We start from the raw sequence: 25,724 nt of genomic DNA on the forward strand, positions 1-25,724 counted from the left end.
CATGCGACTGTAGCTCCGAGTAGGTAAGGCGCTTGTCCATAAACTGTAGCGCGGGTCGATCACCCCATTTCGCGGCCGCATCATCAAGCATTTGGTGGACCGTCATTGGCTCAATGTCGGTGTCCCACCGCACGCCGGGGGGATACGATTTGATCCAGGGCATTTCGTTCAAAGTTTACTCCTGCGGAGTTGTACGCATTGATGTAGTCGCAGCCATATGCGCAGTACACCCAGTGACCACTTGCAACGGAGCCCCCGTTAGTGGACAAGTCGCCCCGCTACGAAACGGAAGAGATTTTCCGAGCATATCGAGTGATCAGGTCTCCTTGAACTTTTTCTTTTGAATCACATGGCATTCACGTCATGAATCCCTTGCTAGACGCTGCGGTCTAGGCACTTGCTGTTCATCAACGACAACGGTTGATCACGAGAACCGTCGTTGTTTCCAATGGAACACGCTGCTACACTCGGAAGCACTGGAAATTGAAGCGGCCCGGGGATTTCCGCCCAAGGCCACTGGCTCAGAAGAACCTGAGGCAACAGCGCCGGAGAGTATCGTGGACTCGCGTGCGTCCAGTCCCAGATACAGCACTCGACCTAGGACGTTGGCGTGCTGCGTACGGTTTCTCGTCGCGAAAGCGGCTTTGCGAGATGATCGATTCGATGACATTCGTCATTGCAGCAAGCGTCGCCCTCCTCCTGGCGTCGTTGAAGAGATAGCGATGACACTCGATGGCGCACTTGATATCGATCGGCGTGGATTCACGTTGACGCAGATTACCTATACCGTGCCTACACAACAAAAAATAAACAAGCAATCACGAAGCTTCTCGCCACTAAACTGTTGAAAATTATAGATAATAAAAAACACCAAGCCATCAAACATCCGGATCCGGAATCCGCGCCGACTGAATCACGACCAGCGTGTCCCCCGCCTCGATCCTGCACGGCGGGTCCTCGTAAAACGACTGAATCTTCCCGCAACGATCGAGCCCGACGATGATCGCGCCCGGCACGACGTTCGTCATGCAGCCGATCTCGTGCGGCAATGCCTCGCGCTCCAGCAGCGTCGCGCGCCCGCGCGTCGACAGCATGTCGTTCACGAACGGCACGATGTAGCGGCTATGCACGGCATCCGCGAGCAGCAGCGCGCCGATCTTCGTCGACGACACGATCACGTCCGCGCCGGCCTGCCGCAGTTGCCGCTGGTACAGGTTCTCCTGGATCCGCACGACGATCTTCGTATCGGGCGCGATGCTGCGCACCGACAGCGTCAGCAGGATCGCGGTCGGATCGTCGGTCACCGAAATGATCACGGCCTTCGCCGCGCGCACTTGCACCTGCTGCAGCAGGTCCTCGTGAGCGGGATCGCCGAGCAGCCCCGTCACGCCGAGCGACGTCGCGGCCTCGAGCGCCTGCTGCTGCGAATCGATCACGATGATCGTCTCGGGATCGACGCCGCTCTCGAGCAGTTCGCGCACGGCGATCGACCCCGACAGGCCATAACCGCACACGACGATATGATCGGACAATTGCTTTTGCAGGCGTTTCATGCGGAATTCCTCGATGACGCGCTGGATCACGAACTGATACGCCGTGCCCAGGAAAATGAACCATATGACGATGCGGATCGGCACGATGAAGAACGCATCGAGCAGGCGTGCCCGCGCGGTGACGGGCACGATGTCGCCATAGCCGACCGTCGCGACCGTGACCATCGTGAAGTACACGAGATCGGCGACGGTCATCGGCGTGCTCTTGGTCGAATCGCGCAACCCGTCGCGATCGAGATACAGCACGAGGAACGCGAGCATGCACAGCAGCACGACCGCGCCGATACGGAACAGCAGCGTGCGCCGCGGCGATGTCGCGGGGCGCGTGAACAGCGTGCGCGTACGCGGCGCCTGCCACGGGTTGCGGGCGCGACGCAGGCGTGAGCGCAACGAGCGGCGCTGGGCAGAGGGCGAAGCCAACGGGGAATCTCCTGAAGGATGCGGGCTCGATTCTACGATGGGAACGCCCGCGCCCGGCCGTCACAGCATGCTGCGCGGCCGCACCATCGTCCCGTCGACGAAACGCCGCGCGCGAAACGCCGACAGGTCGAGCGACGGCGCGCCCGTGTCGATCCATTCGGCGAGCAACCGGCCGACGATCGGCCCCATCGCGAAACCGTGACCGCAGAACCCCGTCGCGATCGCGAGCCCCGCCGGCGTGCCCGGCGCATCGATCACCGGAATGCCGTCGGGCAGCACGTCGATCAGGCCGGCCCACGCCTCGACGATCTGCGCATCCTTCAGCGCGGGAAAGATCGCCTTGAGCTTCGCGAGCGCGCGCGGCGCATGCGCGCGATTCGGCTGCGGCTGCGGGTCGCGCGGCTCGATCGGCCCGGCCGCGCCGTTGATGCGTGCCAGCACATCGCGCCATGCGGCCGAATTCAGGTGCAGTCGGAATTTGTCGCGCTGCGACCAGAATTCCGGCCAGAAGAGACTCAACCCGCGCAGGTGGCCGAGCGTCAGGTCGACGTCGACCTGCATGTCGTTGGCGAGATTGATCGCGCCGTTCTTGCGCTGCCGGATGCCGAGGCCGTGCCCCCATACCGTCGACGCCGACACCGGCGGCACCACATTGGTGCGCATGCAGGTGCCGCGCACGGCCTGCTGCGGCAAGCGGATGCCGACGCCGTCGAGCAGCCGGAAACTGGTCGCGCCAGCCGCGCAGATCACGCGCCGCGTGCGGATCGTGCCGCGCTCGGTCGCGACGCCGACCACGGTACCGCCGGCCGTCTCGATCGCCGTCACGCCGCACCCTTCGAAAAAGCGCGCGCCGGCCTCGGTTGCGCGCGCGGCGAACGCCGCGGCCACGCGGCGCGGCTCGGCCTGCCCGTCGGTCGCGGTGTACAGCCCGCCGAGCGTGCGCGCCTGCGGCGCAAGGCCGCTGACGCGCTCGTCGATCTGCGCGCGCGTCAGCGTGCGCGTGTCGAGCCCGTGCTCGCGCGCGACCGCGAGCCACGCGTTGAACGACGCCCAGTCCGTTTCGTTGTCCGCAATATAAAGACAGCCGCCCTGCCGCCATTCGAGATCGAAACCGAGGGTTTCCTCTAATCCCTCCCAGATCCGCATGCCGGCCATCATCAGCGGCACCTCGGCGGCTTCGCGGCCCTGCTGCCGCACGAAGCCCCAGGCGCGCGTCGACTGCTGTCCGGCGATGCGCGACTTGTCGAGCACGACGGCCTTCAGCCCGCGCAGGCCCAGGTAATACGCGGCTGCGCAGCCCATGATGCCGGCGCCGGCGATCACGACATCGGCTTCTGCGGGGAACGCCGTTTCGGCGCGGGTCAATCCATCGTGCAGCGGATAGGTTGTCGTCATTGCTTCCTTTCAGGCGCTAATACATCCGGATACGGGCCGCGTCGGTAACGTCGTGACACACCTTTCACACAAACGCACCGTTCGCGACACGGAATGACGACCATTTTGCGGTAAAGTTATCTTTTCCGCGCGTGGCCGGTCGGCTCGCCATTGGACGTCATGAAGACTGTCCGTCGAGACTGCCGCAAGGCGTCGTTCTGAACGTCACGATCCGTTCCCGTAGCATGACCATAGAAGCAATCACCACGGATTCCCTCGCGGTTGCCGAGCGCGTGCGCGAGCTGATGACCCGCAACGGCATCGGCAAGCGCCAGCAGACCACCGAGCTGTGCCGCATCCTCGACCTGAGTTTCTCGCAAGGCCATCGCAAACTGCGCGGCAGCAGCCCCTGGACGCTCGCGCAGATCAAGAAAGTCGCCGAAGCCTACGGCGAGCCCGCCGCCCAGCTGTTCGGCGCGCAAACGCTCGACCCCGGCATGGTCGGCGCGTATTCGCAGGAGGCCGTCCTGTACGCGGGCGTTGCCGAGATTCCGTGCACCGCATGGATCGGCGCGCCGCTCGAAGCCGGCGCGCGCCCCGAATTCGTCGCGTACGAACAGAACGGCCGCTGGCGCGTGCTGCGCCATACCGGCGTGCTGTACCAGAACGCGTACGACGTGCACAAGATCGAGATCTACCCGCGCCGCGCGGAGAGCGACAAGCTCGTCGTCGCGGTGATCGACCCCGATCGCGTCAGCGCGACCGAGCTGTGCCGCTATCTCGAACGGCAGGGTTTCGCGACGGCCGCGTTCGACGGCCTCGCGCCGTTCATCGACGCGCTGCAGGGTCAGGCCTTCGACGCAGTCCTGACCGAATGGCTGTTCGACGACAGCACGGCCGCCACCGCGATCAAGGCCGTGCGCACGTCCGACAACCCGGGCGCGCCGATCTTCGTGCTGACGGGCGACCTGCTCACCGGCCGCGCGAGCGAGGCCGACATCAGCGAAGTGATCCGCGCGTTCGACGTCGTCTGCTACGAAAAGCCCGCGCGCATGGCGATCCTCAGCGCCGATCTCGCGAAGCGGCTCGCGCGCGGGTAATTTCCGCCCGTCCCTCGACCGGACGATCGACGTCCGCGCGGCGGCGCTGCCGTGAACAGGTTCCTCAGTACAATAGCCGCACCTGTTCACGCCCTCGCCCGACTCCATGGCCCGCCTTATCCCCGACGACTGGAAAAGCCTCGCCGCGACCGGCGCGGCCGAACGCGAGCGCGAAACGCTCGCCGCGCTCGAACACGCGCTGCCCGACAGCTACACCGTGTATCACGGCGTGCACTGGACGCGCGCCGAGCAAGCCTTCTCGGTGTTCGGCGAGGCCGCGTTCGTCGTCGTGAGCCCGGCCGGCCGCGTGCTGCTGATCGAGCAGAAGGCCGGCTTCCTGCGCGAAACGCCGAAAGGGCTCGTGAAGGTCTACCTGCAGAAGGAGCGCAATGTCCCGATCCAGCTCGCGCGCACGCAGGAAACGCTGCACCGGCGCCTGACGGCCGCGCTCGGCGCGGGCGTCTACGGCGTCGAGGCGCTGCTGTATTGCCCCGATTACTCGATCCGCGACGCGTCGATCGCCGGCGTCGCGGCCGACCGCATCGTCGATGCATCGCGCAAGGCGCAGCTCGCGCAGGTCATCCTGCAGATCCTGCCCGAGGACGACGAACCCTTTCCGAACGCACCGAAGCTCCATCATTTCCTCGCGGACGAGCTCGCGCTCACGCCCGACACCAGCGCGCTCGTCGGGCAGGCCGGCACGCTCGTCACGCGGCTGTCGGGCGGGCTCGCCGCATGGGCACGCCAGCTCGAATTCGCGCCGTTCCGGCTGCGCGTCACCGGCACGGCCGGCTCGGGCAAGACGCAGCTTGCGGTGCAGGCGATGCGCGATGCCGTCGCGGCCGGCAAGCGCGTGCTTTACGTGTGCTTCAACCGGCCGCTCGCCGACTACATCGCGCGCATCGCGCCGCCCGGCGCGAAGATCGCGAATTACCACCAGCTGTGCGACTGGATCGCGCGCGACGGCGGCTATACGCCCGACTTCCAGGTGCCCGGCGAATTCGAGCGGCTCGAGGCGCGCTTCGCGCAAGCGCCGATCCCCGAGCGCTGGCGCTTCGACGTGCTGGTCGTCGACGAAGGGCAGGATTTCCATGCGCCGTGGGCGGCCGCGCTCGAGCGTTTGCTGGCGCCGGACGGCGCATGGTGGTGGCTGGAAGATCCGCTGCAGAACCTGTACATGCGCGAGCCCGTCGCACTGCCCGGCTGGGTCACGCTGAAGGCGCTCACGAACTACCGCAGCCCGCGCGACCTGCTCGAATTCGTGCGCGACGTCGTCGGCCGCGTCGAGCCGCTCGCGGCCGAACTGCGCTCGGGCAGCCCGTTCGACGGATCGGATCCGTCGGTGTCGGCCTACGGCGAGGAAGGCGCGTCGGGCGACGCATTGGCCGACGCGTGCATCGATGCGACCAAGCGCGCGATCACGCACGCGCTGTCGCTCGGCTTCCGCAAGCAGGACATCGCTGTGCTGTCGTACCGCGGCCGCGAAGGCTCGGTGCTCGCGCCGCTCGACCAGCTCGGCCCGCACCGGATCAAGAGCTTCACCGGCAAGTACGACCTGTTCGGCAACCCCGAATATCGCGAAGGCGACGTGCTGCTCGATTCGATCTACCGCTTCAAGGGCCAGTCGGCGCCGTGCGTGATCCTGACCGAGGTCGACTTCGACACGCTCGATGCGCGCGCCGCGCGCAAGCTGTTCGTCGGCGCGACGCGCGCGACGATGAAGCTGCTGATCGTCGCGTCGTCACGCGCGGCCGCGCGGCTCGCGGCCGTGTAACGCGGCGGGCGGGCGAGTGCCCGGGGCGTGCGTCCGCCCCGTCACCGCCCGCCGCCGATCAAGCTACCCGGAACGCCCCCACCGCCCGACGCAGCCCGCCGGCCTGCTCTTCGAGCGACGCCGCCGCCGCCGCGGCCTGCTCGACGAGCGCCGCGTTCTGCTGCGACACCTGATCCATCTGCGACACCGCGCGGTTCACCTGCTCGATCCCGTCGCGCTGCTCGCTCGATGCGGCCGCGATCTCCGTCATGATGCCCGTCACGCGCCCGATCGCCTGCTGGATGTCCTGCATCGTCGCGCCGGCCACGCCGACGAGCCGCGAGCCGGTCGCGACGCGCTCGACCGATTCGCCGATCAGCGTGCGGATTTCCTTGGCAGCGGATGCCGAGCGTTGCGCGAGCGTACGCACCTCGCCCGCGACCACCGCGAAGCCGCGGCCCTGTTCGCCCGCGCGCGCGGCCTCGACCGCCGCATTCAGCGCGAGGATGTTGGTCTGGAACGCGATGCCCTCGATCGTGCCGATGATGTCGGCAACCTTCTGCGAGCTCTGGTCGATCTCGTTCATCGTGCCGATCACCTCGCCGACCACCGTCGCGCCACGAGTCGCGATCTCGCTCGCGCTGTCCGCGCAGGCCTGCGCCTCGAGCGCATGGTCGGCGTTCTGCTTCACGGTCGCCGTCAGCTGCTCCATGCTCGCGGCCGTCTCCTGCAGCGCGGACGCCTGCTCCTCGGTGCGCTGCGACAGGTCGGTGTTGCCGGCGGCGATCTGGTGCGTCGCCGTCGAGATCGCTTCGGAACCCTGGCTGACCTGGCGCACCGTGTCCGCGAGGCTGCGCTGCATGCCCGTCACGCCCTTGACCAGCTCGGCCATCTCGTCGCGCGACGACCAGCGCACTTCCGACGTCAGGTCGCCGTCCGACAGGCGGCGGAAATGCGACAGCAGCCGGTTCACGGGCTGCGTGATCGCGAAATGCAGGCCGATCGCGCAGCCGAGGCACGCGGCCAGGCCGAACGCGATGCCCGCGATCGCGCCCGCGCGCATCCAGCCGTAATAAGCCTGCGCGGTGTCGTAGACGTCCTTGCCGCGCGCCGCCTGGTACGCATCGAGCGCATCGGTCGCCTGCGTGAGCGCGACCGACAGCGGCGGCGCGACCGTCATCAGCAGCCGGTCGGCCTCGTCGCGCCGGCCGTCGCGGATCGCGTCGGTCAGCGGCTTCAGCGCCTGCCCGATCAGCGCCTGGCGCGCGGCGTCGAGACGGCTCGCGAGCGGGCCTTCGTCGCCGTCGTGCGGCATCGCCGCGTAGTTGCGCCAGGCCGCGTCGGCCTTCGCGAGATAGTTCTCGGCCTTCTTGACGAGATCGGGCACTTCCGGCGCTTCCGGATGCAGCAGCGCGCGGTCGAGCGTCGTGCGCACGATCGTCAGGTTCAGGCTCGCCGCGGACAGCGCGGTCTTCGCAGCCAGTTGCTGCGTATAGGCCTCGTCGAGCGCGCGGTTCGAGCTCTGCATGCCGGCGAGGCCGATCAGCCCCGACACGACGAGCAGCACGGCGACGAGACCGAGCGTGGAGAAGATCCGCGTGCGGATCGAGAAACGGGAAAACAGGGCGTTCAGGTTCATGGCGGCACGTGAGCAATGAAAAATGCCGCGGCAATCGGTCCGCAGCACTCTGGATTACGGTTTGCCTGCAGAAAACTTGAATCCGGCCCTGCTTTCTGTCTGATCCCGGTCAATTTTTCATGCCGGCAATCTCCTGTTACGGTTGCAACATATCAAGGCTGGGCAGAAATTGACTGGTCAATCATCTATGGCTATATTTCGACTCAATTCCCTGCCATGGCAGATATATCGATGACAACCGACACCCTCCTCGCTCCACCGGCCGCCGAAACGGCCCGCCGCGACGCGCCGACCGGCCTGATCGTCGCCGCGCTGCTGCTCGTCATGCTGCTGTCCGCGCTCGACCAGACGATCGTGTCGACCGCGCTGCCGACGATCGTCGGCGAGCTCGGCGGGCTCGACCAACTGTCGTGGGTCGTCACCGCCTACCTGCTGTCGTCCACCGTCGTGCTGCCGCTGTACGGCAAGCTCGGCGACCTGTACGGCCGCAAGATCGTGCTGCAGGTCGCGATCGTGCTGTTCCTCGCCGGCTCCGCGCTGTGCGGCATCGCGCAGGACATGACGCAGCTGATCGTGCTGCGCGCGCTGCAGGGGCTCGGCGGCGGCGGCCTGATGGTCGTCACGATGGCCGCGATCGGCGATCTGGTCCCGCCCGATCGCCGCGCGCGTTATCAGGGCATGTTCGGCGGCGTCTACGGTCTCGCGACGATCATCGGCCCGCTGCTCGGCGGCTTCCTGGTCGAGCACCTGTCGTGGCGCTGGATCTTCACGATCAACCTGCCGCTCGGTTTTCTCGCGCTCGCGGTGATCGGCATCGCGTTCCGTCCGCACACCGCGCACGTGAAGCACCGGATCGACTACATGGGTGCCGCGTTCCTCGCCACCGCCCTCACCTGCGTGATCCTGTTCACGAGCGAAGGCGGCTCGCTGCTGCCGTGGACGTCGCCGCAACTGTGGATGACGCTCGTGCTCGGCCTCGTCGCGATCGGCGGCTTCATTTATGAAGAACGGCTCGCGGCCGAGCCGATCATGCCGCTCGAGCTGTTCCGCCATCGCACCTTCGTGCTGGTCGGCCTGATCGGCTTCGTCGTCGGCATCGCGCTGTTCGGCTCGGTCACGTTCATCCCGCTCTACCTGCAGGTCGTGAAGGGCTCGACGCCGTCTCAGGCCGGGATGCAGTTGCTGCCGATGATGGGCGGGATGCTCGTGACGTCGGTCGTCAGCGGCCGGCTGATCTCGCGGCTCGGTTCGTACCGGATGTTCCCGATCGGGGGGACGCTGATCGGCGGCGTCGCGATGGCGCTGCTGTCGACACTGACGCTCGACACGCCGCTGCACACAATGTACGCGTACATGGCACTGCTCGGGATCGGGCTCGGCATGGTGATGCCCGTGCTCACGCTCGCGGTGCAGAACACGGTCGAATTCCGGCACATGGGCGTCGCGACGTCGGGTGCGACGCTGTTCCGCTCGATCGGCGGCTCGCTCGGCGTCGCCGCGTTCGGCGCGCTGTTCTCGCACGGGCTGCAGTCGCGGATCGCAGACGCGCTGCCGGCCGGCACGGAGCTGCCGCCCGCGCTCGGCCCGGCCGCCGTGCACCAGTTGCCGGATGCCGTGCGCGACGCGTATCTGCATGCGTTCGCCGGCTCGCTGCACGTCGTGTATCTCGCGGCGGCGACGGTGATCGCGATCGCGTTCGTGCTCGCATGGTTCGTCGAGGATGCGCCGCTGCGCAAGCACAACTGACCGGCCGGCGAGCCGCGATGAGGCCGTCAAGCCGCATCGCAATCCGCAACCCTCCGCCGTTACGGCAGCAGCACAACGCCCCCCGTCGTCGCGCGCGACTCCAGCAACCGGTGCGCATCGGCCGCCTGTTCGAGCGGCAATCGCGCGCCGATCTCCACATGCATCCCGCCGGCCAGCCGTTCGAGCGTCGCGCGCGCGGCGTCCCGATACCCCGCCACGTCGCGTGCGATGAAGCCGAGCACGCTCGGCCGCGCCAGCGCGATCGACCGGGCCGGCCCGAGTTCGTCGAGATCGAACGTCTGCCGCGCGCCGATCGCGGCAACCTGCCCGATGCTCGCGACCATCCCGAACGGACGGATCGCGCCGAGCGTGCGCGTCAGCACGTCGCCGCCGATCCCGTCGATCGCGTAATCGACGCCCGCGCCGCCGCCGAATGCCCGCGCGGCCGCGACGAAATCCTCCTCGCGATAATCGACGACCGCTTCGGCGCCGTGCGTGCGCACGAGCGCGGCTTTCGCGGCCGATCCGACCGTCCCGATCACCCGCGCGCCGAGGGCACGCGCCCACTGCGTCGCAAGCAGCCCGACGCCGCCGGCCGCCGCATGCACGAGCACCGTGTTGCCGGGGCCGACCCGACGGACACGATGCAGCAGCATGTAGGCGGTGATCCCCTTCAGCAGCCCGGCCGCGGCGGCGTCGTCGCTCAGGCCGTCGGGGATCGGCAGCACGCGTTCGGCCGGCATCGTGCGCAGGTTCGCATAGCTGCCGGTCGGCATGCCCGCATACGCGACGCGCTGGCCGGGCACGAGATCCGTCACGCCGGGCCCGACCGCGTCGACCACGCCGGCCGCCTCGACGCCGAGCGCGTCCGGCAGCGCGGGCAATGCATGCGCCCCCGTCCTGAAATAGATGTCGACGAAATTCACGCCGATGGCGGTCTGGCGAATCCGCACTTCGCCGGCACCGGGCGGCGCGACGGGCGCATCGACGCGGCGCAGCACGCCGGCGTCGCCATAGCGGTCGATCCCGATCCGGATGGCGGTGGCAGTCTGGGTCATGACGTTCCTCGTAATCGAATGAAGTGACACGATCATCCCATCGTGCATAATCGAACGGAATTCACGTTAATCGCCCATCTACTGTGCAAAATTCGACCGATCAAGATCCCGTTCCCGCGTCCGTGGTGCCGATGAGCTGGGACGACATCCGCTATTTCCTCGCGGTGATGCGCGGCGGCAGCCTGTCGGCCGCCGCCCGCGCGCTGCAGGTTCAGCATTCGACGGTCGCGCGGCGCATCGACGCGCTGGAGTCCGCGCTCGGGATCCGGCTGTTCGACCGGCTGCCGCGCGGCTGGCCGCCGACCGACGAAGGGCTGCACCTCGCCGAGCACGCCGCGCGCCTCGAGACCGACGCGCATGCGTTCGCGCGCGCCGCCCAGGGCGCGGCGGCGCTCGACGGCGTGGTGCGCGTGTCGGCGTCGCCGGTGTTCGCCAGCCATTTCCTCGCGCCGCGGCTCGCCCGCGCGCAGCGCGCGTGGCCGGCGCTGCGGATCGACCTGCTGGGCGAGATGCACGCGGCGAACCTGTACGCGCGCGAAGCCGATCTCGCGGTGCGGCTGTCGCGGCCGAGCGAGCCGGGGCTCGCCGCGCGCCGGCTCGGTACGATGCGTTTCGCGCTGTGCGCGTCGCCGGAATGGGCGGACGCGCCGCCCGACACCTGGCCGTTCGTCGGCTACGACGACGCGCTCGCGCAAACGCCGCAGCAGCAGTGGCTCGAACGCTTCGCGGCCGGGCGCCGCTTCGCGTTCGTCACCAACGACCTGGCCGCGCAGCATCGCGCGTGCGCGGCCGGGGCCGGCGTCGCGCTGCTGCCGAGGTTTCTCGTCGACGATCCGGCCGCGCATGCCGGTGCGCCGCTCGTCGAGCTGACGGCCGCGCCGCGTTGCGACATCGAGCGCGAGATCTGGCTCGTCGTCCACCCGGACGTGCGCCGGTCGCCGCGCGTGCAGCGCGTCGCCGACGCGATCGCCGATGCGGTTCATGCGGCGGACGGCCGGCTGTAGGCGGCCAGCGCCGCACACGGCTTTGCCACGCGGCCCGGCGGCCGGCATAGTAGCGCTTTGATTTCACCGGACCCGCCGCCATGCCCACCGCCCCCGCCTGCATCGTTCGCGATGCGACCGACGCCGACCTCGATGCGATCCACGCGATCTATGCGCACCACGTGCACCACAGCGTCGCGTCGTTCGAGGAAACGCCGCCCGACGTCGCCGAGCTGCGCGTGCGCCGCGACGCGGTGCTGCGCCACGGGCTGCCCTATCTCGTCGCCGAATGCGACGGCCGCGTGACCGGCTACGCGTACGCGACGCCGTACCGCACGCGCAGCGCGTACCGCTTCACGATCGAGGATTCGATCTACATCGACGATGCGCAACGCGGGCGCGGGATCGGCCGCGCACTGCTCGCGACGCTGATCGAACGCTGCGAGGCCGGCCCGTGGCGGCAGATGATCGCGGTGATCGCCGACGGCGGCACCGGCGGCTCGACGTCGCTGCATCGCGCGTTCGGCTTCGAGCCGGCCGGCATGCTGAAAGCAACCGGCTTCAAGCACGGCCGCTGGATCGACACCGCGCTGCTGCAGCGCCCGCTCGGGCAAGGCGCGCACACGCTCCCCGCGTCGCCCGAGCCTGCCACGTCGCGCTAGAATGGCCGCATGTCAAAACAGACTCATTCCACACCCGACGAGGCGGCGCCGGACTCCCGCAACGAGTACACGGTCGACGAACTCGCGCGCGTGTCCGACACCACCGTGCGCAACGTCCGCGCGTACCAGGATCGCGGGCTGCTCGCGCCGCCGGAGAAACGCGGGCGCGTCGGCATCTACGACGACACGCACGTCGCGCGCCTGAAGCTGATCAACCACCTGCTCGCGCGCGGCTATACGCTGTCGAACATCCAGGACCTGATCAAGGCGATCGACGAAGGCCACGACCTGCGCTCGATCCTCGGCCTCGAAAACGCGATCGGCGGCCGCTGGTCGCACGAACTGCCGAAAACCTATTCTCTCGCCGCGCTCGCGCAGATGTTCGGCCCGCAGGCGACCACGCAGTTGTCACGCGTGACCGAGCTCGGCCTGCTCGAACGGCGCGGCCTGTCGTTCGTCGCGAAGAGCCCCGCGCTGCTCGAGGCGGCGGCGGCGATGACGAAGGAAGGCATCCCGCCGCGCGAGCTGCTCGACGTGATCAGCCTCGCGCGGCCGCACTTCGACGCGATCGCGCGGCTGCTCGTCGATCTCGTCGTGAAGCGGCTCGACCGCTACGACGCCGGCACGCTGCCGCCCGCCACCGACGTGCCCGAACTCGTCGACGCAATCTGGCGCCTGCGCCCGCTCGCGGCCGTGTTCGTCGAAGGCGAGACGAACCGCGCGCTCGAAACCGCGGCGAGCGCCTATCTCGGCGGCCGCGTCGCGACGATCCTCGACAAGAAGCTCAGCGACGAGGCCGCGCGGCAGTCCGGCACGCCCGATTCACAAGGCAACGGCGACAAAGCATAGGGCCGCCGCCGTCATATTGATATCGGCAATGCTTCGTTTGCGGGCGTAATCGCCCATGCGACGATTCTTCCAACCGAGCGGCACCGGCCGCTCGCCCGAAGATGTTTCGCATGGAGTTCGTTCGATGATTCGTTTCACCCGCTGGATCACCCGCACCGCCGCCGTCACGCTCGTCGCGCTCGCCGCCGCGTCGGCCTTTGCGCAGGGCGGCGCCGACAAGGTCGTGCGCATCGGCTACCAGAAGGCCGGCCTGCTGTCGGTCATCAAGGCGCAAGGCTCGCTCGAAGCGCGGCTCAAGCCGCTCGGTTATGGCGTCCAGTGGTTCGAATTTCCGGCCGGCCCGCAACTGCTCGAAGCGCTGAACGCGAACAGCATCGACTTCGGCTATACGGGCGCGCCGCCGCCCGTGTTCGCGCAGGCCGCCGGCGTGCAGTTCGTCTATGTCGGCGCGGAACCGCCGGCGCCGCACAACGAAGCCGTATTCGTGAAGGCCGATTCGCCGATCCGCTCGGTGGCCGGCCTGCGCGGCAAGAAGGTCGCGCTGCAGAAAGGCTCGAGCGCGAACTACCTGCTGCTCGAAGCGCTGAAGAAGGCCGGCGTGCGCTACGACGAAATCCGCCCCGTGTATCTCGCGCCGGCCGACGCGCGCGCCGCGTTCGAGAGCGGCAACGTCGACGCGTGGGTCGTATGGGATCCGTATTACGCGGCCGCACAGAACGCGCTGAAGGTGCGCACGCTGTCCGACTACACGGGGCTCGCGGCCACCAACAACTTCTATGAAGCGACGCGGGACTTCGCGCAGCAGCATCCGGACGTGGTTGGCGCGATCCTGAAGCAGGCGCGCGACACGGGCCAGTGGGTCAACGGCCATCCGGCCGAGACCGCCGCGCTGGTCGCGCCGAAGGTCGGGCTGCCGCAACCGCTCGTTGAAACGTGGTTCAAGCGCGTGCCGTTCGGCGCGGTGCCGCTCGATGACCGGATCGTCGCGGCGCAGCAGGGGGTTGCCGATGCGTTCCATGCGGCGAAGCTGATTCCGCAGAAGCTGAGCGTCGCGGAGAATGCGTGGATCGATCAAAGCGTGAAGAGCGCGCTGGCGGCGAAATAACGCGAACGCAGCGCGAACCCACTCGAAAGAGGCCGACGGGCACCCTGCCCGTCGGCTTTTTTTCTTCCCGAGTGTTCGGGGCTAGTCAAAATAGGGCGCCAATACTCCCTCGATCCAGTCCATGAAGGCCCGCACGCGCGGCGACAGATTGCGCCGATGGGCCACGACGAGCGACGCGGCGAGAGGCTCCGGACGCAAGTCGGGCAGAACCTCTACCAGCGCACCGCTTTCAAGGTGATGCGCGAGCGCTGAATAGCCCGCCTGGATCAACCCGATGCCCGCAAGCCCGGCTGCATGATAGGTCTGGACACTGTTGACCTGCATCGCGCTTGGCAACGGGAGCCACGCATAGCCGTCGCCGTCCGGGTATTCCCATCCGGCATGCCTGGCGCCGAGCGTCAGCGTGTAGTGGACCATTTTGTGTCCTTGGCTGCGCAGATCGTCGAGCGTATGCGGCACGCCGTACCGTGCCAGATAGCCCGGGCTCGCCGCATTCGTCATGCGCAGTTTGCCCAGCGGTCGGGCAATCAGCGTGTCGTCGACGATCGGGCCCAGCCGGATCACGCAATCGAACCCTTCCTGGACGAGATCGACACGCCGATCGGTGCTGGAAAGTTCAAGCTCCAGGTCCGGATGCGCCGCCATCAGTTGCGGCAGTGCCGGAACCACGACGCTTCGCGCCAATTCGGTGGGCATGTCGACGCGCAACCTGCCGCGCAGTCGTGTGCCATTCCCCGAGAACATCGATTGCAATTCCTGCACTTCGGCCAGCAGATCCCGTGCGCGGGAATAAAAGGCGCGCCCATCTTCAGTGAGCTGCACGCTCCTCGTGGTCCGATGCAGGAGCGCGACACCCATGTCTCGCTCAAGCCCGCGGACGACGATGGACACACGTCCCTTCTGAATACCCAGGCTTTCGGCCGCACGCGTGAAGCTCGTCATTTCGGCGACACGGGCAAAAATCAAGAGCGCGTCGAGGTTTTGCATTGTTTACCCGGCAAGTAACAGAACGTTCAATTTACCGTTGTTTATAACCCAGTGGCGACTCAGTAGAGTGGCTTCCCATGTCGTCCGCGGCACAACCTGAACGAAAGGGAACCACCATGAATCAACGCAACTCGCCGGCTGGAACGGTCGTCGTCTACCACTCCGGCTACGGTCATACCCGGCGTATGGCAACAGCCATCGCCGAAGGCGCCGGCGCCGTACTCGTCGCAATCGATACCGACGGAAACCTTGCCGAGGATGCCTGGGACACGCTTGCCGGCGCGGACGCGATCCTGTTCGGCTCGCCGACCTACATGGGCGGCCCCAGCTGGCAGTTCAAGAAGTTCGCAGACGCATCCTCGAAGATCTGGTTCGAAGGTGGCTGGCAGAACAAGGTATTCGGCGGCTTTACCAATAGCGCAAGTATCAACGGCGACAAGCTCAATACGCTCGAGTACTTCTTCCTGCTGGCCGGGCAGCACGGCGGCATCTGGGTCAGCATGGACATCAAGCCGGCCAACCTGAAAGCCTCGATGCGTGACGACCTGAACCGCATGGGCTCCTACATCGCGCCGATGGCGCAGACACCTGCCGATGCGTCGCCTGACGAGATGTCGCCAGGGGATCTCGAGACGGCCCGCCGCTACGGTGCACGCGTGGCGATGATCGCCGCGCAATTTCGGTCCGGAAGATCCCAACGCAACTGAAATGCCGACGTGCGGGACGCCACCGACCGGGCGCGGCCGCATTTCGTCCGGTCAATCCTGAAGGAAACTGCCATGAAATATAAGCAACTTGGCCGCACCGGCCTGCATGTCTCCGAGCTGTGCCTCGGCACGATGACGATGGGCGGCAACGCCGATGCCGGTATGTGGAAGGCGATCGGCGCAGTCGGTCAGGACGACGCGAACCGGTTGATTGCCCGCGCGCTTGCCGAGGGAATCAACTTCATCGACACCGCCGACATTTATTCCTTTGGCCACTCCGAACGCGTCGTCGGACAAGCGCTGAGAGACATCGGCGTGCCGCGCAACGAGATCGTGCTGGCGACCAAGACGGCCGGCGTGATGAGCCCCAAACCCAACGGCCAGGGGGCGTCGCGCGGTCACATCATGGATTCCGTGCAGAGAAGCCTGGAACGGCTCCAGGTCGACCATATCGACCTGTACCAGATTCACGCCAGCGATCCTGTCACGCCGATCGAAGAGACACTGCGCGCCCTCGACGATCTCACGCGACAGGGCCTCGTCCGTTACGTCGGCGTCTCGAACTGGCGCGCAGGCAAGATCGGCAAAGCGCTCGGGCTGAGCGCGGCGCTTCACGCCACGCGCTTCGAGACGCTCCAGGCCTACTATTCGATCGCCGGACGCGACGCAGAGCGCGAACTGGTGCCGCTCGCTGTCGACGAGCAGATGGGGCTCCTCGTCTGGTCGCCCCTCGCCGGCGGACTGCTGTCGGGCAAGTTTGGTCCCGGTGCGCCAACCGAAGAAGGTTCGCGGCGCAGCCATTTCGATTTTCCGCCGGTCGATCTCGATCGTGCGTGGCCGTGCGTTGCGGAGATGCGCGCCATCGCCGACGCGCACGATGTGTCGGTCGCCCGGATCGCGCTCGCCTGGTTACTCGCCAAGCCGCATGTCACGAGCGTCATCATCGGCGCCAAACGGATCGAACAGCTCGAAGACAATCTCGGCGCGGCCGATGTCGTCCTTACCGGGAACGAGCTTGCGCGCCTCGACGCAGTGAGTGCTTTGCCTCCGTGCTATCCCGGCTGGATGATCGATCGTCAGGAGGCTGGCCGGCTCCCCCAACCTTTCGCGCGCGTCGCGTCGAAATAGGCCGGCGGCTGCACATCGATCCCTTTGACGGGACGATTGCAAACGCGCCCCGTGTCGAATTACGGGTGCTCACTACTCAAGAGGGATCCACATGCCAAAAGGTTATCTGATCGCACATGTCAGCGTCTCGGACGCAACCGCCTACGCCGCCTATGCAGAAGCCGCGGGCAACGCAATAAAAACGTTCGGGCCGAAGGTCGTTGCAGCGTGGGGACAGTATGAAAACCTCGAAGGCGAGGCTCACGAGCGGCACGTGGTTCTCGAGTTCGATTCGTTCGCCGAGGCCAAGCGCTTCTATGACAGCCCGGAGTACCAGACCGCCAGGGCGCTCCGCGCCGGGGCAGCAACGGGAACCTTCGTCATCCTCGAAGGGATGGCTTGACGCGGAACGCGCTGCCGGCCAAAAGCTACCGTCGCGCTCGCGTCCAATCCGAGGGCCGATGCGGGTCGTGCAGCGCCGCCGACCGCATCGGCCCTGTCCGAGCTGCGCGTCATGCCGGACTGGGCGCGCAGCCGGGCTGGGCCGCATCGTTTCATCCGCAAAACGGACCGCCCAGTGAAACAGTTACAACATAACGATTGACGCTGGCACTACCGGCGGGTAGTGTGTCGCCAGAAGTTCAAGAAGTTCGATTGCTGTTCATCAATTGCTCGCTTCCCAGCGGTATTCGTTGTCCTCTCCCTCCTTGACGCTTCAAGCGCTCTCTTTTGCAGAGCAGATTTTCTTATTTTTTTCTTCAAGGATTCTTCATGGATACCGGTATCGTCAAGTGGTTCAACGACAGCAAAGGTTTTGGCTTCATCACCCCGGACAACGGCGGCGACGACCTGTTCGCTCACTTCTCCGAAGTTCGAGCCGACGGCTTCAAGACGCTGGCTGAAAATCAGAAGGTGAGCTTCGAAACGAAGCAAGGCCCGAAGGGTCTGCAAGCGGCCAACATCACGCCGCTGTAAAGTTTGAAGGACCCGGCCTCCCGTCAAACGGACGCCGGGTTGCAGCGACATCCTCGCGGAGCGCTTTGTCTCCCAAAGTTGGCGCGATTGCTCTTAGCTGCATCTGTTGATTCAGCAGCTTGCCGAGCGCCACACGCCTCGTTGCACTTCATTCTCCCCTCTGGCTGCAAGGCCCCTTTTCCGCTTTCCGACTGCTTCAGATTCAGCTCGCAATGGCTTTGAATCGGCGCACCCGTGCACATTTCGCACGGCACGCGCGCACTCGAACATCATTAAAATTAAAATGCACAACCAACGAATTCAACAATACAACGGCTATGCCGTTCAACCCTCGGCACATCGTTTGCCCGACGGTAGCTTTTCATCCAACCTGCTGCTCGAACGCGCCGAAGGCCGCTACCAGTTCTATTCGCTCGATTACTTCACGAGTGAAGAGCAGGCGCTGCAGCACTCGACCCGCTGGGCACGCAACTGGGTCGACACGCGCGGTTAAACCGCGGTTAAACACAACGCCCGGCCATCGATCCGCCGCCGCGCGCAACGCGCCGGCGGCATGCGCCCGCCGCCTTACTTCAACGCACCCGCCACCTTCTTCTGCCGCCACAGGCACAGCAGATCGCACGCGACATGCGCCGCCGCGATCGCGGTGATATCCGCGTGATCGTATGCCGGCGCAACCTCGACAACATCCGCGCCAACCAGGTTCACCGCACCGAGCCCACGCACGATCGCCAGCGCCTGCGCGGACGACAGCCCGCCCGCGACCGGCGTGCCCGTGCCGGGCGCAAACGCCGGATCGAGGCAATCGATGTCGAACGTCAGGTACGCGGGCCGCGCGCCGACGATGTCGACGATTCGCTCGACCGCCGCGCGCGGGCCGTGGTCGTGCACCCACGCGGCATCGAGCCGCTCGATCCCGAGAAAGTCGTCGTTCCACGTGCGGATGCCGACCTGCACCGACGTCGCAGGATCGATCAGCCCTTCCTTCACCGCCTTGTAGAACATCGTGCCGTGATTGAGGCTGTCCGGATCGTCGTCGGCCCACGTATCGCAGTGCGCGTCGAAATGGATCAGCGACAACGGCTTGCCGTAGCGCTCCGCGTGCGCGACCAGCAGCGGATACGTGATGTAGTGGTCGCCGCCGAGCGTCAGCATCTTCGCGCCCGAACGCAGGATCGTGCGCGCATGCTCGACGATCGCGGACTTGATCGACAGCGGGTTGTGCGCGTCGAACCAGCAGTCGCCGTAGTCGACGGCCGCGAGATCGTCGAACGGATCAAAGCCCCACGGATACGGATTGAGCTCCGCGAGCTGCACGCTCGCCGCGCGGATCGAGGCGGGCCCGAGCCGCGCGCCGGAGCGGTAAGTCGTCGCGAGGTCGAGCGGCACGCCTGAAATCGCGACATCGACGCCGTCGAGCGCGCGCGAATAGTTGCGGCGCATGAACGACAACACGCCCGCATAGGTGTTTTCGATCGAGGAGCCGTACGGCGTCGTGCGACGGATCGCGCCGTCGCCGTGGAGAAGTTCGGTCATGGTCGGATCTGTTTTCGTGGAGGCCGGCCCGCCCCGCTTCGCATTGGCGCGCGGGCCGGACACGGCATGGATTCATCGGGCACGCACCGGCTTGTGCATCCTGTCGCACGGCCGGGCGGGACAACGACATCGACAACGGCAATACCGCGGCGATCATAGCAAGCCGAATCGATGTCGTTGCCCCGGTGCAGCCGGGGCAACGCGCCAAAGAAATCCGGCAGCCGCCTTGTCCCGTTTCCTAGAAGGATTCGCCGGTTTTCGCGCGCCCTTTCTTCCGGATAATGGCCGGCAGCCGCGCCCTCGACGGCGCGCCATCCACCGCAGACAACAACAAACCGGAGACACCCGCGTTGATCGCCACGCTTCCCGCCACCTATCGCCGGCTCTGGCCGCTCGCCGTCACCGCCGCGCTGCTGTACGGGCTGTCGCTCGCCGCCGCGCCCTATCCCGGCCAGGCCGCCGCGAAAACCGCGATGGGCATCCTGCTGCTCGCGGCGGGCAGCACCTGCGGCGCGCCGCGCGAACGCGCGTGGCTGTGCGCGGCGCTCGCGACCGCCGTGCTCGGCGACGTGCTGCTCGCGCTGCCCGACTGGCCGCTGTCGTTCGTCTTCGGCCTCGGCGCGTTCCTGCTCACGCACCTGTGCTACTGCGCGATCTTCGTGCGCTGGCGTGCGCGGCCGCATGGCTGGCGCATCGTCGCGCTCGTCGGGCTATGGATCGCGGCACCGGCGTTCTACCTGGCCTTCCTCCCGCACCTCGGCGAGCTGCTGGCGCCGGTCGCCGTCTACATGCTCGTGCTGTGCGTGATGGCGAGCTTCGCGCTCGCCGCCCGCACGCACGGCCCGCTGGTCGCCGTCGGCAGCCTGATCTTCGTCGGCTCCGATACGCTGATCGGCGTCGGCCGGTTCCTCGGCGGTTTTCCCGGCATCGACTACCTGATCTGGGGCCTCTACGCGCTCGCGCAGGTCACGATCGTGGCCGGGGTTTTCCATGAGACGGCCGCCCGATCGATCCGTCCCTGATACCGTTTCAAACAGACCGCCACGCGCCGGCAGTCTCGTCTACCGCCTCTCACGCCCTGTCGACGGCCCTTTCCGCGTCTCCCGCAATGCGGAAAGCGGCCCGTTCCAAACCCCGCTCAGCCTTTTCCCGTCTGGCTTCCCGACCTTAGAGCGCCGCTTCTAGCCTCTTGCGGTTTCCGGGTGCACCCACTATCGTTACATCAACCAATGTAACATTCAAAAATGAGCCAAATCGGAGACACCCGGATGAATGCTCGCACGTTGCCTTTCGGTCCACCCGGCCACGACGGCCTGGACGAAACCATCGACATCGCCATCATCGGCACCGGCTTCGCCGGTCTCGGGATGGCGATCCGCCTGCGGCAAACAGGCGTGACCGACTTCGTCGTCCTCGAGAAGGCCGCGTCGGTCGGCGGCACGTGGCGCGACAATCATTACCCCGGGTGTGCATGCGACGTGCAATCGCACGTCTATTCGTTCTCGTTCGCGCCGAACCCGCGCTGGACGCGCATGTTCGCGCCGCAGCCGGAAATCCGCGCGTACCTGGAAGACTGCGTGCAGCGCTTCGGCATCGGCCCGCACCTGCGCCTGAACCATGAACTGCAGCGCGCCGAGTACGACGAAACCGCGCAGCGCTGGCGCCTCACGTTCGCGAACGGCAAGCGGCTGTCCGCGCGCGTGCTGGTGTCGGGAATGGGCGGCCTGTCGCGCGCCGCGCTGCCGGCGATTCCCGGCGTCGAGAATTTCAAGGGCCGCGCGTTCCATTCGCAGCAGTGGGATCACGACTATGCGCTCGAAGGCAAGCGCGTCGCGGTGATCGGCACCGGCGCGAGCGCGATCCAGTTCGTGCCGCAGATCGCGCCGCGCGTGAAGGCGCTCGCGCTGTTCCAGCGCACGCCGCCGTGGATCATGCCGAAGCCCGACCGCAACCTGACCGGGCTCGAGAAGTGGCTGTTCCGCACGCTGCCGGTCACGCAGAAGGCCGTGCGCAGCGGCATCTACTGGATGCTCGAATCGCGCGTGATCGGCTTCGCGATCCATCCGTCGCTGATGAAGAACGTGCAGAAGCTCGCGCTGCGCCACATCCGCAAGCAGGTTCCCGATCCGGAGCTGCGCAAGGTCGTCACGCCGAACTACACGCTCGGCTGCAAGCGCGTGCTGATCTCGAACGACTACTACCCGGCGCTGTCGCGCAAGAACGTCGACGTGGTCACGACCGGCATCGACCATATCGAAGCCGACGCGGTCGTGACGACCGACGGCAAGCGTCATGAAGTCGACTGCCTGATCTACGGCACCGGCTTCCAGGTTGCCGATCCGTATCCGCGCGGCGCAATCGTCGGCCGCGGCGGCCTCGACATCGTCGACGCGTGGCGCGACGGCGCGCACGCGTATCTCGGCTCGACGCTGCCCGGCTACCCGAACTTCTTCATGATCGTCGGCCCGAACACGGGCCTCGGCCACAACTCGATGGTGTTCATGATCGAGTCGCAGATCGAATACATCCTCGGCGCGCTGCAGGCGATGCACCGCGAGCGCGCGGATGCGATCGAGGTGCGCCCGCTCGTCGAGGCGCAGTTCAACAGCGACCTGCAGGGCAAGCTCAAGAAGGCAATCTGGTCGACCGGCGGCTGCAAGAGCTGGTACCTCGATCCGCGCACGGGCAAGAACACGACGCTGTGGCCGGGCTTCACGTGGCGCTTCCGCCAGGCGACCGCGCGCTTCTCGATCGCCGATTACCACGCGTATCGCGCGCCGCGGCACGACACGGCCGCGCGGCCCGTCACCGCGTCCGCCGCTTCCGCTTCCACTTCCGCCGAAGCGGCCTGAGCCAGACCAGGAGCCACCGACATGAGAGATTTCACCAACAAGGTCGCCGCGATCACGGGTGCCGGCTCGGGCATGGGCCGCGCGCTCGCGATCCAGCTCGCGCAGGCCGGCTGCCAGGTATCGCTCGCCGACAAGAACGGCGTCGGCCTCGCCGAAACCGAACGGATCGTCCGCGCGATCGCGCCGAACGTGCGCGTGTCGACGCGCATGCTCGACGTCGGCGACCGCGACGCGATGTTCGCGTGGGCCGACGACACCGCGAAGGAACACGGCAAGGTCAACCTGATCTTCAACAACGCGGGCGTCGCGCTGTCGAGCACGATCGAAGGAATGGAATACAGCGATCTCGAGTGGATCGTGAACATCAACTTCTGGGGCGTCGTGCACGGCACGAAGGCGTTCCTGCCGCACCTGAAGGCATCGGGCGACGGCCACGTGATCAACACGTCGAGCATCTTCGGGATCTTCGCGCAGCCGGGCATGAGCGGCTACAACGCGACCAAGTTCGCGGTGCGCGGCTTCACCGAATCGCTGCGCCAGGAGCTCGACATGATGAAGTGCGGCGTGTCGGCGACCTGCGTGCATCCGGGCGGCATCCGCACCAACATCGCGCAGTCGAGCCGCGTCGCGAAGAACATGGTCGGCTTCATCGTCGAGAGCGAACAGCAAGGCAAGGACAGCTTCGAGAAGTTCTTCATCACGACCGCCGACGACGCCGCGCGCACGATCCTCGCCGGCGTGCGCAAGAACCAGCGCCGCGTGCTGATCGGCCGCGACGCGAAGGGCGCGGACTGGATGGCGCGCATCCTGCCGGCCGCGTACCAGGCGCTCGTCGTGCTCGCGACGCGCCGCGAGGCCGCGAAGGCCCGCCGCCATGCCGCACGCGGCGCACCGGCGGCCGCCCCGCTTCACGCCACCTACAACAACGCAGGCAATCAGGGAGGAGAACAATCATGACAACCCCGAACATGATGCCCGTGCGGCGCGACATCCGGTTCGCGCTGCCGCCCGAACGCGCGAAGGACTGGCACGTGCAGGGCGTGCCGGTCACGCACTTCATGAACGCGCTGTCGCTGCTGTTCCCGGCCGGCGAACGCTTCTTCATGGATTCGGTGCGCAACTACCGCGACCGGATCGAGGATCCCGAGCTGAAGAAGCAGGTGCTCGGCTTCATCGGCCAGGAAGCGATGCACACGCGCGAGCACATCGAATACAACGACCTGCTGCAGTCGTCGGGCCTGCCCGCGCACAAGCTCGACAAGCGCCTGTGGACGATCCTCGGCTGGTTCAGGAAGGCGCTGCCGCATTCGATGCAGCTCGCGATCACGATCGCGCTCGAGCACTACACGGCGATCCTCGCGAACCAGCTGCTGTCGGGCCACGAACACCGGATCGACGGCTCGGTCGAAGGCTACCAGCAGATGTGGATGTGGCACGCGATGGAGGAAACCGAGCACAAGGCGGTGTCGTACGACGTATGGCGCACCGTGATGAAGCCGGGCCTCGGCAGCTACCTGCTGCGCACGGGCACGATGCTGACGACGACCGTGTTCTTCTGGACCATCGTGTTCGACTTCCACGTGCGCCTGATGCGCGCGCACCGTCGCGAACACGGCAAGTTCGGCGGCATGTGGCGCCTCGTGAAGTATCTGTACGGCCCGAAGCACGGCGTGTTCCCGAGCATCGCGCGCGAATGGCTCGACTACTTCCGCCCGGGCTTCCACCCGTGGGACCACGACAACCACCAGTACCTGCAGGGGCTCGACACGCTGCTCGAGAACATCGACGCGACCAACGCGCGCTATGCGACGCAGGCCGCCCCGCGCCGCGTGCCGCTGCACCCGGTTGCGCAGGCATGACGCCATGGCGCGCGCCCACGCGATGCTGACCGTCCAGTCCGGCGACGTGAAACTCGCCGTCTACGTAAGCGGGTCGCGTCGCGCGCCGCCGCTGATCCTCGTGCACGGCTATCCCGATTCGGCGGCCGTGTGGGCGCCGATCCGCGCGCGGCTCGCGAAGCGCTACCGCGTGATCGCGTACGACGTGCGCGGCGCCGGCGCGTCCGATGCGCCGCGCCGCCGCGCCGACTACACGCTCGAGCGGCTCGCCGGCGACCTGAAGGCGGTGGCCGACGCGACCTGCGGCGGCCGGCCGTTCCATCTCGTCGGCCACGACTGGGGCTCGATCCAGTGCTGGGAGGCCGTGACCGACCCCGCGTTCCGCGGCCGGATCGCGTCGTACACGTCGATCTCGGGCCCGTGCCTCGACCACGTGTTCCGCGCGAAGATGCGGCTCAAGCAAAGCCTGAAGTCGTGGTACATCGCGTTCTTCCACCTGCCGCTCGTGCCGTCGCTGGTATGGCGGCTGGGCGGCGCGGCGCTGTGGCCGCGCTGGCTGCAGTTCACCGAACGCGTGCGCGCCGAGCGCGATCCCGTGCAACTGAAGAACGCGCTGAACGGCCTGCAGTTGTACCGCGCGAACTTTCTCGCACGGGCGCGCAAGCCGCGCGAACGGTACGCGCAGGCGCCCGTGCAGATCCTGGTGCCGGTGCGCGATCGCTACGTGACGCCGGAGATGTCGGTCGATCTCGACCGCTGGCTCGGCGAGCACGTACGCGAGGAGATCGACGGCACGCACTGGATCGTGCTGCGCCACCCGGACCTGATCGCGTCGCGGATCGACCGCTTCGCGTCCGCACACGAGCGGCCGGCGATCACGACCGCCGCGGTTCAGCGCCCCGTCGGCGCCGGCAGGCGTCTGAACAGCGTCTCGTAGTCGACGACGAGCCCGTCGTCGTCGATGTCCATCTCGGCCGTGAAATCCCGGAAGATTCCTTCGTAGCGGTAGCGCCGGCCCGGCTCGATGCACGCGTAGGCCTGCTTGACCGGCGTGACCGTCAGGTCCGGCGTCGCGATGTACGCGACATCGATCGGCCGCCGCTCGCCGCGCACGAGCCCGAGGCGGCCGATCGGCAGCGAATTCGTGAACGGCGTCGCCGCGATGTCGATGTCGACGCAGCCGTCGAGCGCCGGCAGCGCGCGGCCCGCGCCGTCGCGCCAGTGGCCGGCGCCGGCGCCGGCGCCGCACAGTTCGAGCGTGCCGCCGCCCATCACCTTGAGCACCGCGTACCTGACCCGCCACTGCGGATCGCACACGACCCGGTATGCAAGCCCGTACGCGCGGCCGTACCGCTGGCCGACCACGGCGCTTTCGACGACGATGCCGCCGCCGTTCCGGTCGAACGTCAGATGTTCGACCCCGTCGCCTTCGAGCGACGCCCAACGCACTTCGCGCATCCTTCCGCCTCCCGGTTTGCCC

24 protein-coding genes are annotated in these 25,724 nt (G+C 67.0%); 17 read left to right on the forward strand and 7 right to left on the reverse strand.

Annotation, left to right across the window (positions count from 1 at the left end; translation table 11 throughout):
• Positions 1 to 878: 878 nt before the first annotated feature.
• Both BFF94_RS30265 and BFF94_RS30270 read right to left on the reverse strand, forming a co-directional pair.
• On the reverse strand, positions 879 to 1,973 hold the full coding sequence (locus BFF94_RS30265; protein ID WP_128848521.1) for a potassium channel family protein: 1,095 nt from the start codon (positions 1,971 to 1,973) through the stop codon (positions 879 to 881).
• Positions 1,974 to 2,033: 60 nt separating this feature from the next.
• Positions 2,034 to 3,368 (reverse strand): NAD(P)/FAD-dependent oxidoreductase, encoded by a 1,335-nt coding sequence (locus tag BFF94_RS30270; RefSeq protein WP_219140165.1) that lies wholly within the window; start codon positions 3,366 to 3,368, stop codon positions 2,034 to 2,036.
• A gap of 224 nt (positions 3,369 to 3,592) precedes the next feature.
• On the opposite strand from BFF94_RS30270, the gene BFF94_RS30275 reads away from it, so the two are divergent.
• Both BFF94_RS30275 and BFF94_RS30280 read left to right on the forward strand, forming a co-directional pair.
• Positions 3,593 to 4,447 (forward strand): helix-turn-helix domain-containing protein, encoded by an 855-nt coding sequence (locus BFF94_RS30275; RefSeq protein ID WP_128847914.1) that lies wholly within the window; start codon positions 3,593 to 3,595, stop codon positions 4,445 to 4,447.
• A 106-nt stretch (positions 4,448 to 4,553) separates the two neighbouring features.
• Entirely contained in the window at positions 4,554 to 6,221 is a 1,668-nt protein-coding gene (locus BFF94_RS30280) for an ATP-binding domain-containing protein (protein WP_219140166.1), read from the forward strand.
• Positions 6,222 to 6,279: 58 nt separating this feature from the next.
• Here BFF94_RS30280 and BFF94_RS30285 read toward each other — a convergent pair whose 3' ends face one another.
• Positions 6,280 to 7,839 (reverse strand): methyl-accepting chemotaxis protein, encoded by a 1,560-nt coding sequence (locus BFF94_RS30285; protein ID WP_219140167.1) that lies wholly within the window; start codon positions 7,837 to 7,839, stop codon positions 6,280 to 6,282.
• A gap of 231 nt (positions 7,840 to 8,070) precedes the next feature.
• Here BFF94_RS30285 and BFF94_RS30290 point away from each other — a divergent pair, with 231 nt between their 5' ends.
• The gene (locus tag BFF94_RS30290; RefSeq protein WP_128846945.1) at positions 8,071 to 9,585 is read left to right on the forward strand and encodes an MDR family MFS transporter; all 1,515 of its coding nucleotides are present in this window, start codon (positions 8,071 to 8,073) and stop codon (positions 9,583 to 9,585) included.
• Between the two features lie 59 nt (positions 9,586 to 9,644).
• Here the strand turns inward: BFF94_RS30290 and BFF94_RS30295 are convergent, their stop codons facing one another.
• A complete protein-coding gene (locus BFF94_RS30295; RefSeq protein WP_128846948.1) occupies positions 9,645 to 10,643 on the reverse strand; it encodes a quinone oxidoreductase family protein in 999 nt (332 codons plus the stop codon).
• A 131-nt stretch (positions 10,644 to 10,774) separates the two neighbouring features.
• On the opposite strand from BFF94_RS30295, the gene BFF94_RS30300 reads away from it, so the two are divergent.
• From BFF94_RS30300 to BFF94_RS30315, 4 genes are all read left to right on the forward strand, one after another.
• Complete coding sequence (locus BFF94_RS30300) at positions 10,775 to 11,647, forward strand: LysR family transcriptional regulator (RefSeq protein ID WP_219140168.1); 873 nt, start codon at positions 10,775 to 10,777, stop codon at positions 11,645 to 11,647.
• A gap of 80 nt (positions 11,648 to 11,727) precedes the next feature.
• Positions 11,728 to 12,288, forward strand: a complete 561-nt coding sequence (locus tag BFF94_RS30305) for a GNAT family N-acetyltransferase (RefSeq protein WP_128843846.1) — start codon at positions 11,728 to 11,730, stop codon at positions 12,286 to 12,288.
• Between the two features lie 9 nt (positions 12,289 to 12,297).
• Positions 12,298 to 13,137, forward strand: coding sequence for a MerR family transcriptional regulator (locus BFF94_RS30310; protein WP_128843845.1), 840 nt, complete (start codon positions 12,298 to 12,300; stop codon positions 13,135 to 13,137).
• A gap of 124 nt (positions 13,138 to 13,261) precedes the next feature.
• Positions 13,262 to 14,242 (forward strand): sulfonate ABC transporter substrate-binding protein, encoded by a 981-nt coding sequence (locus tag BFF94_RS30315; RefSeq protein WP_128843844.1) that lies wholly within the window; start codon positions 13,262 to 13,264, stop codon positions 14,240 to 14,242.
• 81 nt (positions 14,243 to 14,323) lie between these two features.
• On the opposite strand, the gene BFF94_RS30320 is transcribed toward BFF94_RS30315, so the two are convergent.
• On the reverse strand, positions 14,324 to 15,229 hold the full coding sequence (locus BFF94_RS30320) for a LysR family transcriptional regulator (protein ID WP_128843843.1): 906 nt from the start codon (positions 15,227 to 15,229) through the stop codon (positions 14,324 to 14,326).
• A gap of 116 nt (positions 15,230 to 15,345) precedes the next feature.
• Here BFF94_RS30320 and BFF94_RS30325 point away from each other — a divergent pair, with 116 nt between their 5' ends.
• The 5 genes from BFF94_RS30325 (at position 15,346) to BFF94_RS30345 (ending at position 18,511) form a co-directional block, all read left to right on the forward strand.
• The gene (locus BFF94_RS30325; RefSeq protein ID WP_128843842.1) at positions 15,346 to 15,936 is read left to right on the forward strand and encodes a flavodoxin family protein; all 591 of its coding nucleotides are present in this window, start codon (positions 15,346 to 15,348) and stop codon (positions 15,934 to 15,936) included.
• Positions 15,937 to 16,008: 72 nt separating this feature from the next.
• Positions 16,009 to 17,064, forward strand: a complete 1,056-nt coding sequence (locus BFF94_RS30330; protein ID WP_128843841.1) for an aldo/keto reductase — start codon at positions 16,009 to 16,011, stop codon at positions 17,062 to 17,064.
• Positions 17,065 to 17,155: 91 nt separating this feature from the next.
• The gene (locus BFF94_RS30335) at positions 17,156 to 17,446 is read left to right on the forward strand and encodes a DUF1330 domain-containing protein (protein ID WP_128843840.1); all 291 of its coding nucleotides are present in this window, start codon (positions 17,156 to 17,158) and stop codon (positions 17,444 to 17,446) included.
• 368 nt (positions 17,447 to 17,814) lie between these two features.
• Complete coding sequence (locus BFF94_RS30340; protein WP_128843839.1) at positions 17,815 to 18,018, forward strand: cold-shock protein; 204 nt, start codon at positions 17,815 to 17,817, stop codon at positions 18,016 to 18,018.
• Positions 18,019 to 18,301: 283 nt separating this feature from the next.
• Positions 18,302 to 18,511, forward strand: a complete 210-nt coding sequence (locus tag BFF94_RS30345) for a hypothetical protein (RefSeq protein ID WP_128843838.1) — start codon at positions 18,302 to 18,304, stop codon at positions 18,509 to 18,511.
• A gap of 74 nt (positions 18,512 to 18,585) precedes the next feature.
• Here BFF94_RS30345 and speB read toward each other — a convergent pair whose 3' ends face one another.
• Entirely contained in the window at positions 18,586 to 19,554 is a 969-nt protein-coding gene (gene speB / locus BFF94_RS30350) for an agmatinase (RefSeq protein ID WP_128843837.1), read from the reverse strand.
• Positions 19,555 to 19,904: 350 nt separating this feature from the next.
• Here speB and BFF94_RS30355 point away from each other — a divergent pair, with 350 nt between their 5' ends.
• The 5 genes from BFF94_RS30355 to BFF94_RS30375 all read left to right on the forward strand — a co-directional run bounded on the left by BFF94_RS30355 (position 19,905) and on the right by BFF94_RS30375 (position 25,181).
• Positions 19,905 to 20,576: a lysoplasmalogenase gene (locus BFF94_RS30355; protein ID WP_219140169.1), complete on the forward strand. Its 672-nt coding sequence runs from the start codon at positions 19,905 to 19,907 to the stop codon at positions 20,574 to 20,576.
• A 246-nt stretch (positions 20,577 to 20,822) separates the two neighbouring features.
• Positions 20,823 to 22,406 (forward strand): flavin-containing monooxygenase, encoded by a 1,584-nt coding sequence (locus BFF94_RS30360; RefSeq protein WP_128845404.1) that lies wholly within the window; start codon positions 20,823 to 20,825, stop codon positions 22,404 to 22,406.
• 21 nt (positions 22,407 to 22,427) lie between these two features.
• Complete coding sequence (locus tag BFF94_RS30365) at positions 22,428 to 23,363, forward strand: SDR family NAD(P)-dependent oxidoreductase (RefSeq protein WP_219140170.1); 936 nt, start codon at positions 22,428 to 22,430, stop codon at positions 23,361 to 23,363.
• Positions 23,360 to 24,265, forward strand: a complete 906-nt coding sequence (locus BFF94_RS30370; protein WP_128845409.1) for a metal-dependent hydrolase — start codon at positions 23,360 to 23,362, stop codon at positions 24,263 to 24,265. Before BFF94_RS30365 ends, BFF94_RS30370 begins: the two co-directional genes overlap by 4 nt.
• 4 nt (positions 24,266 to 24,269) lie before the next feature.
• Positions 24,270 to 25,181: an alpha/beta fold hydrolase gene (locus BFF94_RS30375; protein WP_219140171.1), complete on the forward strand. Its 912-nt coding sequence runs from the start codon at positions 24,270 to 24,272 to the stop codon at positions 25,179 to 25,181.
• Here the strand turns inward: BFF94_RS30375 and BFF94_RS30380 are convergent.
• Positions 25,136 to 25,702: a putative glycolipid-binding domain-containing protein gene (locus tag BFF94_RS30380; RefSeq protein ID WP_128845411.1), complete on the reverse strand. Its 567-nt coding sequence runs from the start codon at positions 25,700 to 25,702 to the stop codon at positions 25,136 to 25,138. The genes BFF94_RS30375 and BFF94_RS30380 overlap by 46 nt on opposite strands.
• Positions 25,703 to 25,724 lie beyond the last annotated feature (22 nt).

It is taken from the genome of Burkholderia catarinensis, from assembly GCF_001883705.2.
In the GTDB taxonomy this organism is placed as follows: domain Bacteria; phylum Pseudomonadota; class Gammaproteobacteria; order Burkholderiales; family Burkholderiaceae; genus Burkholderia; species Burkholderia catarinensis.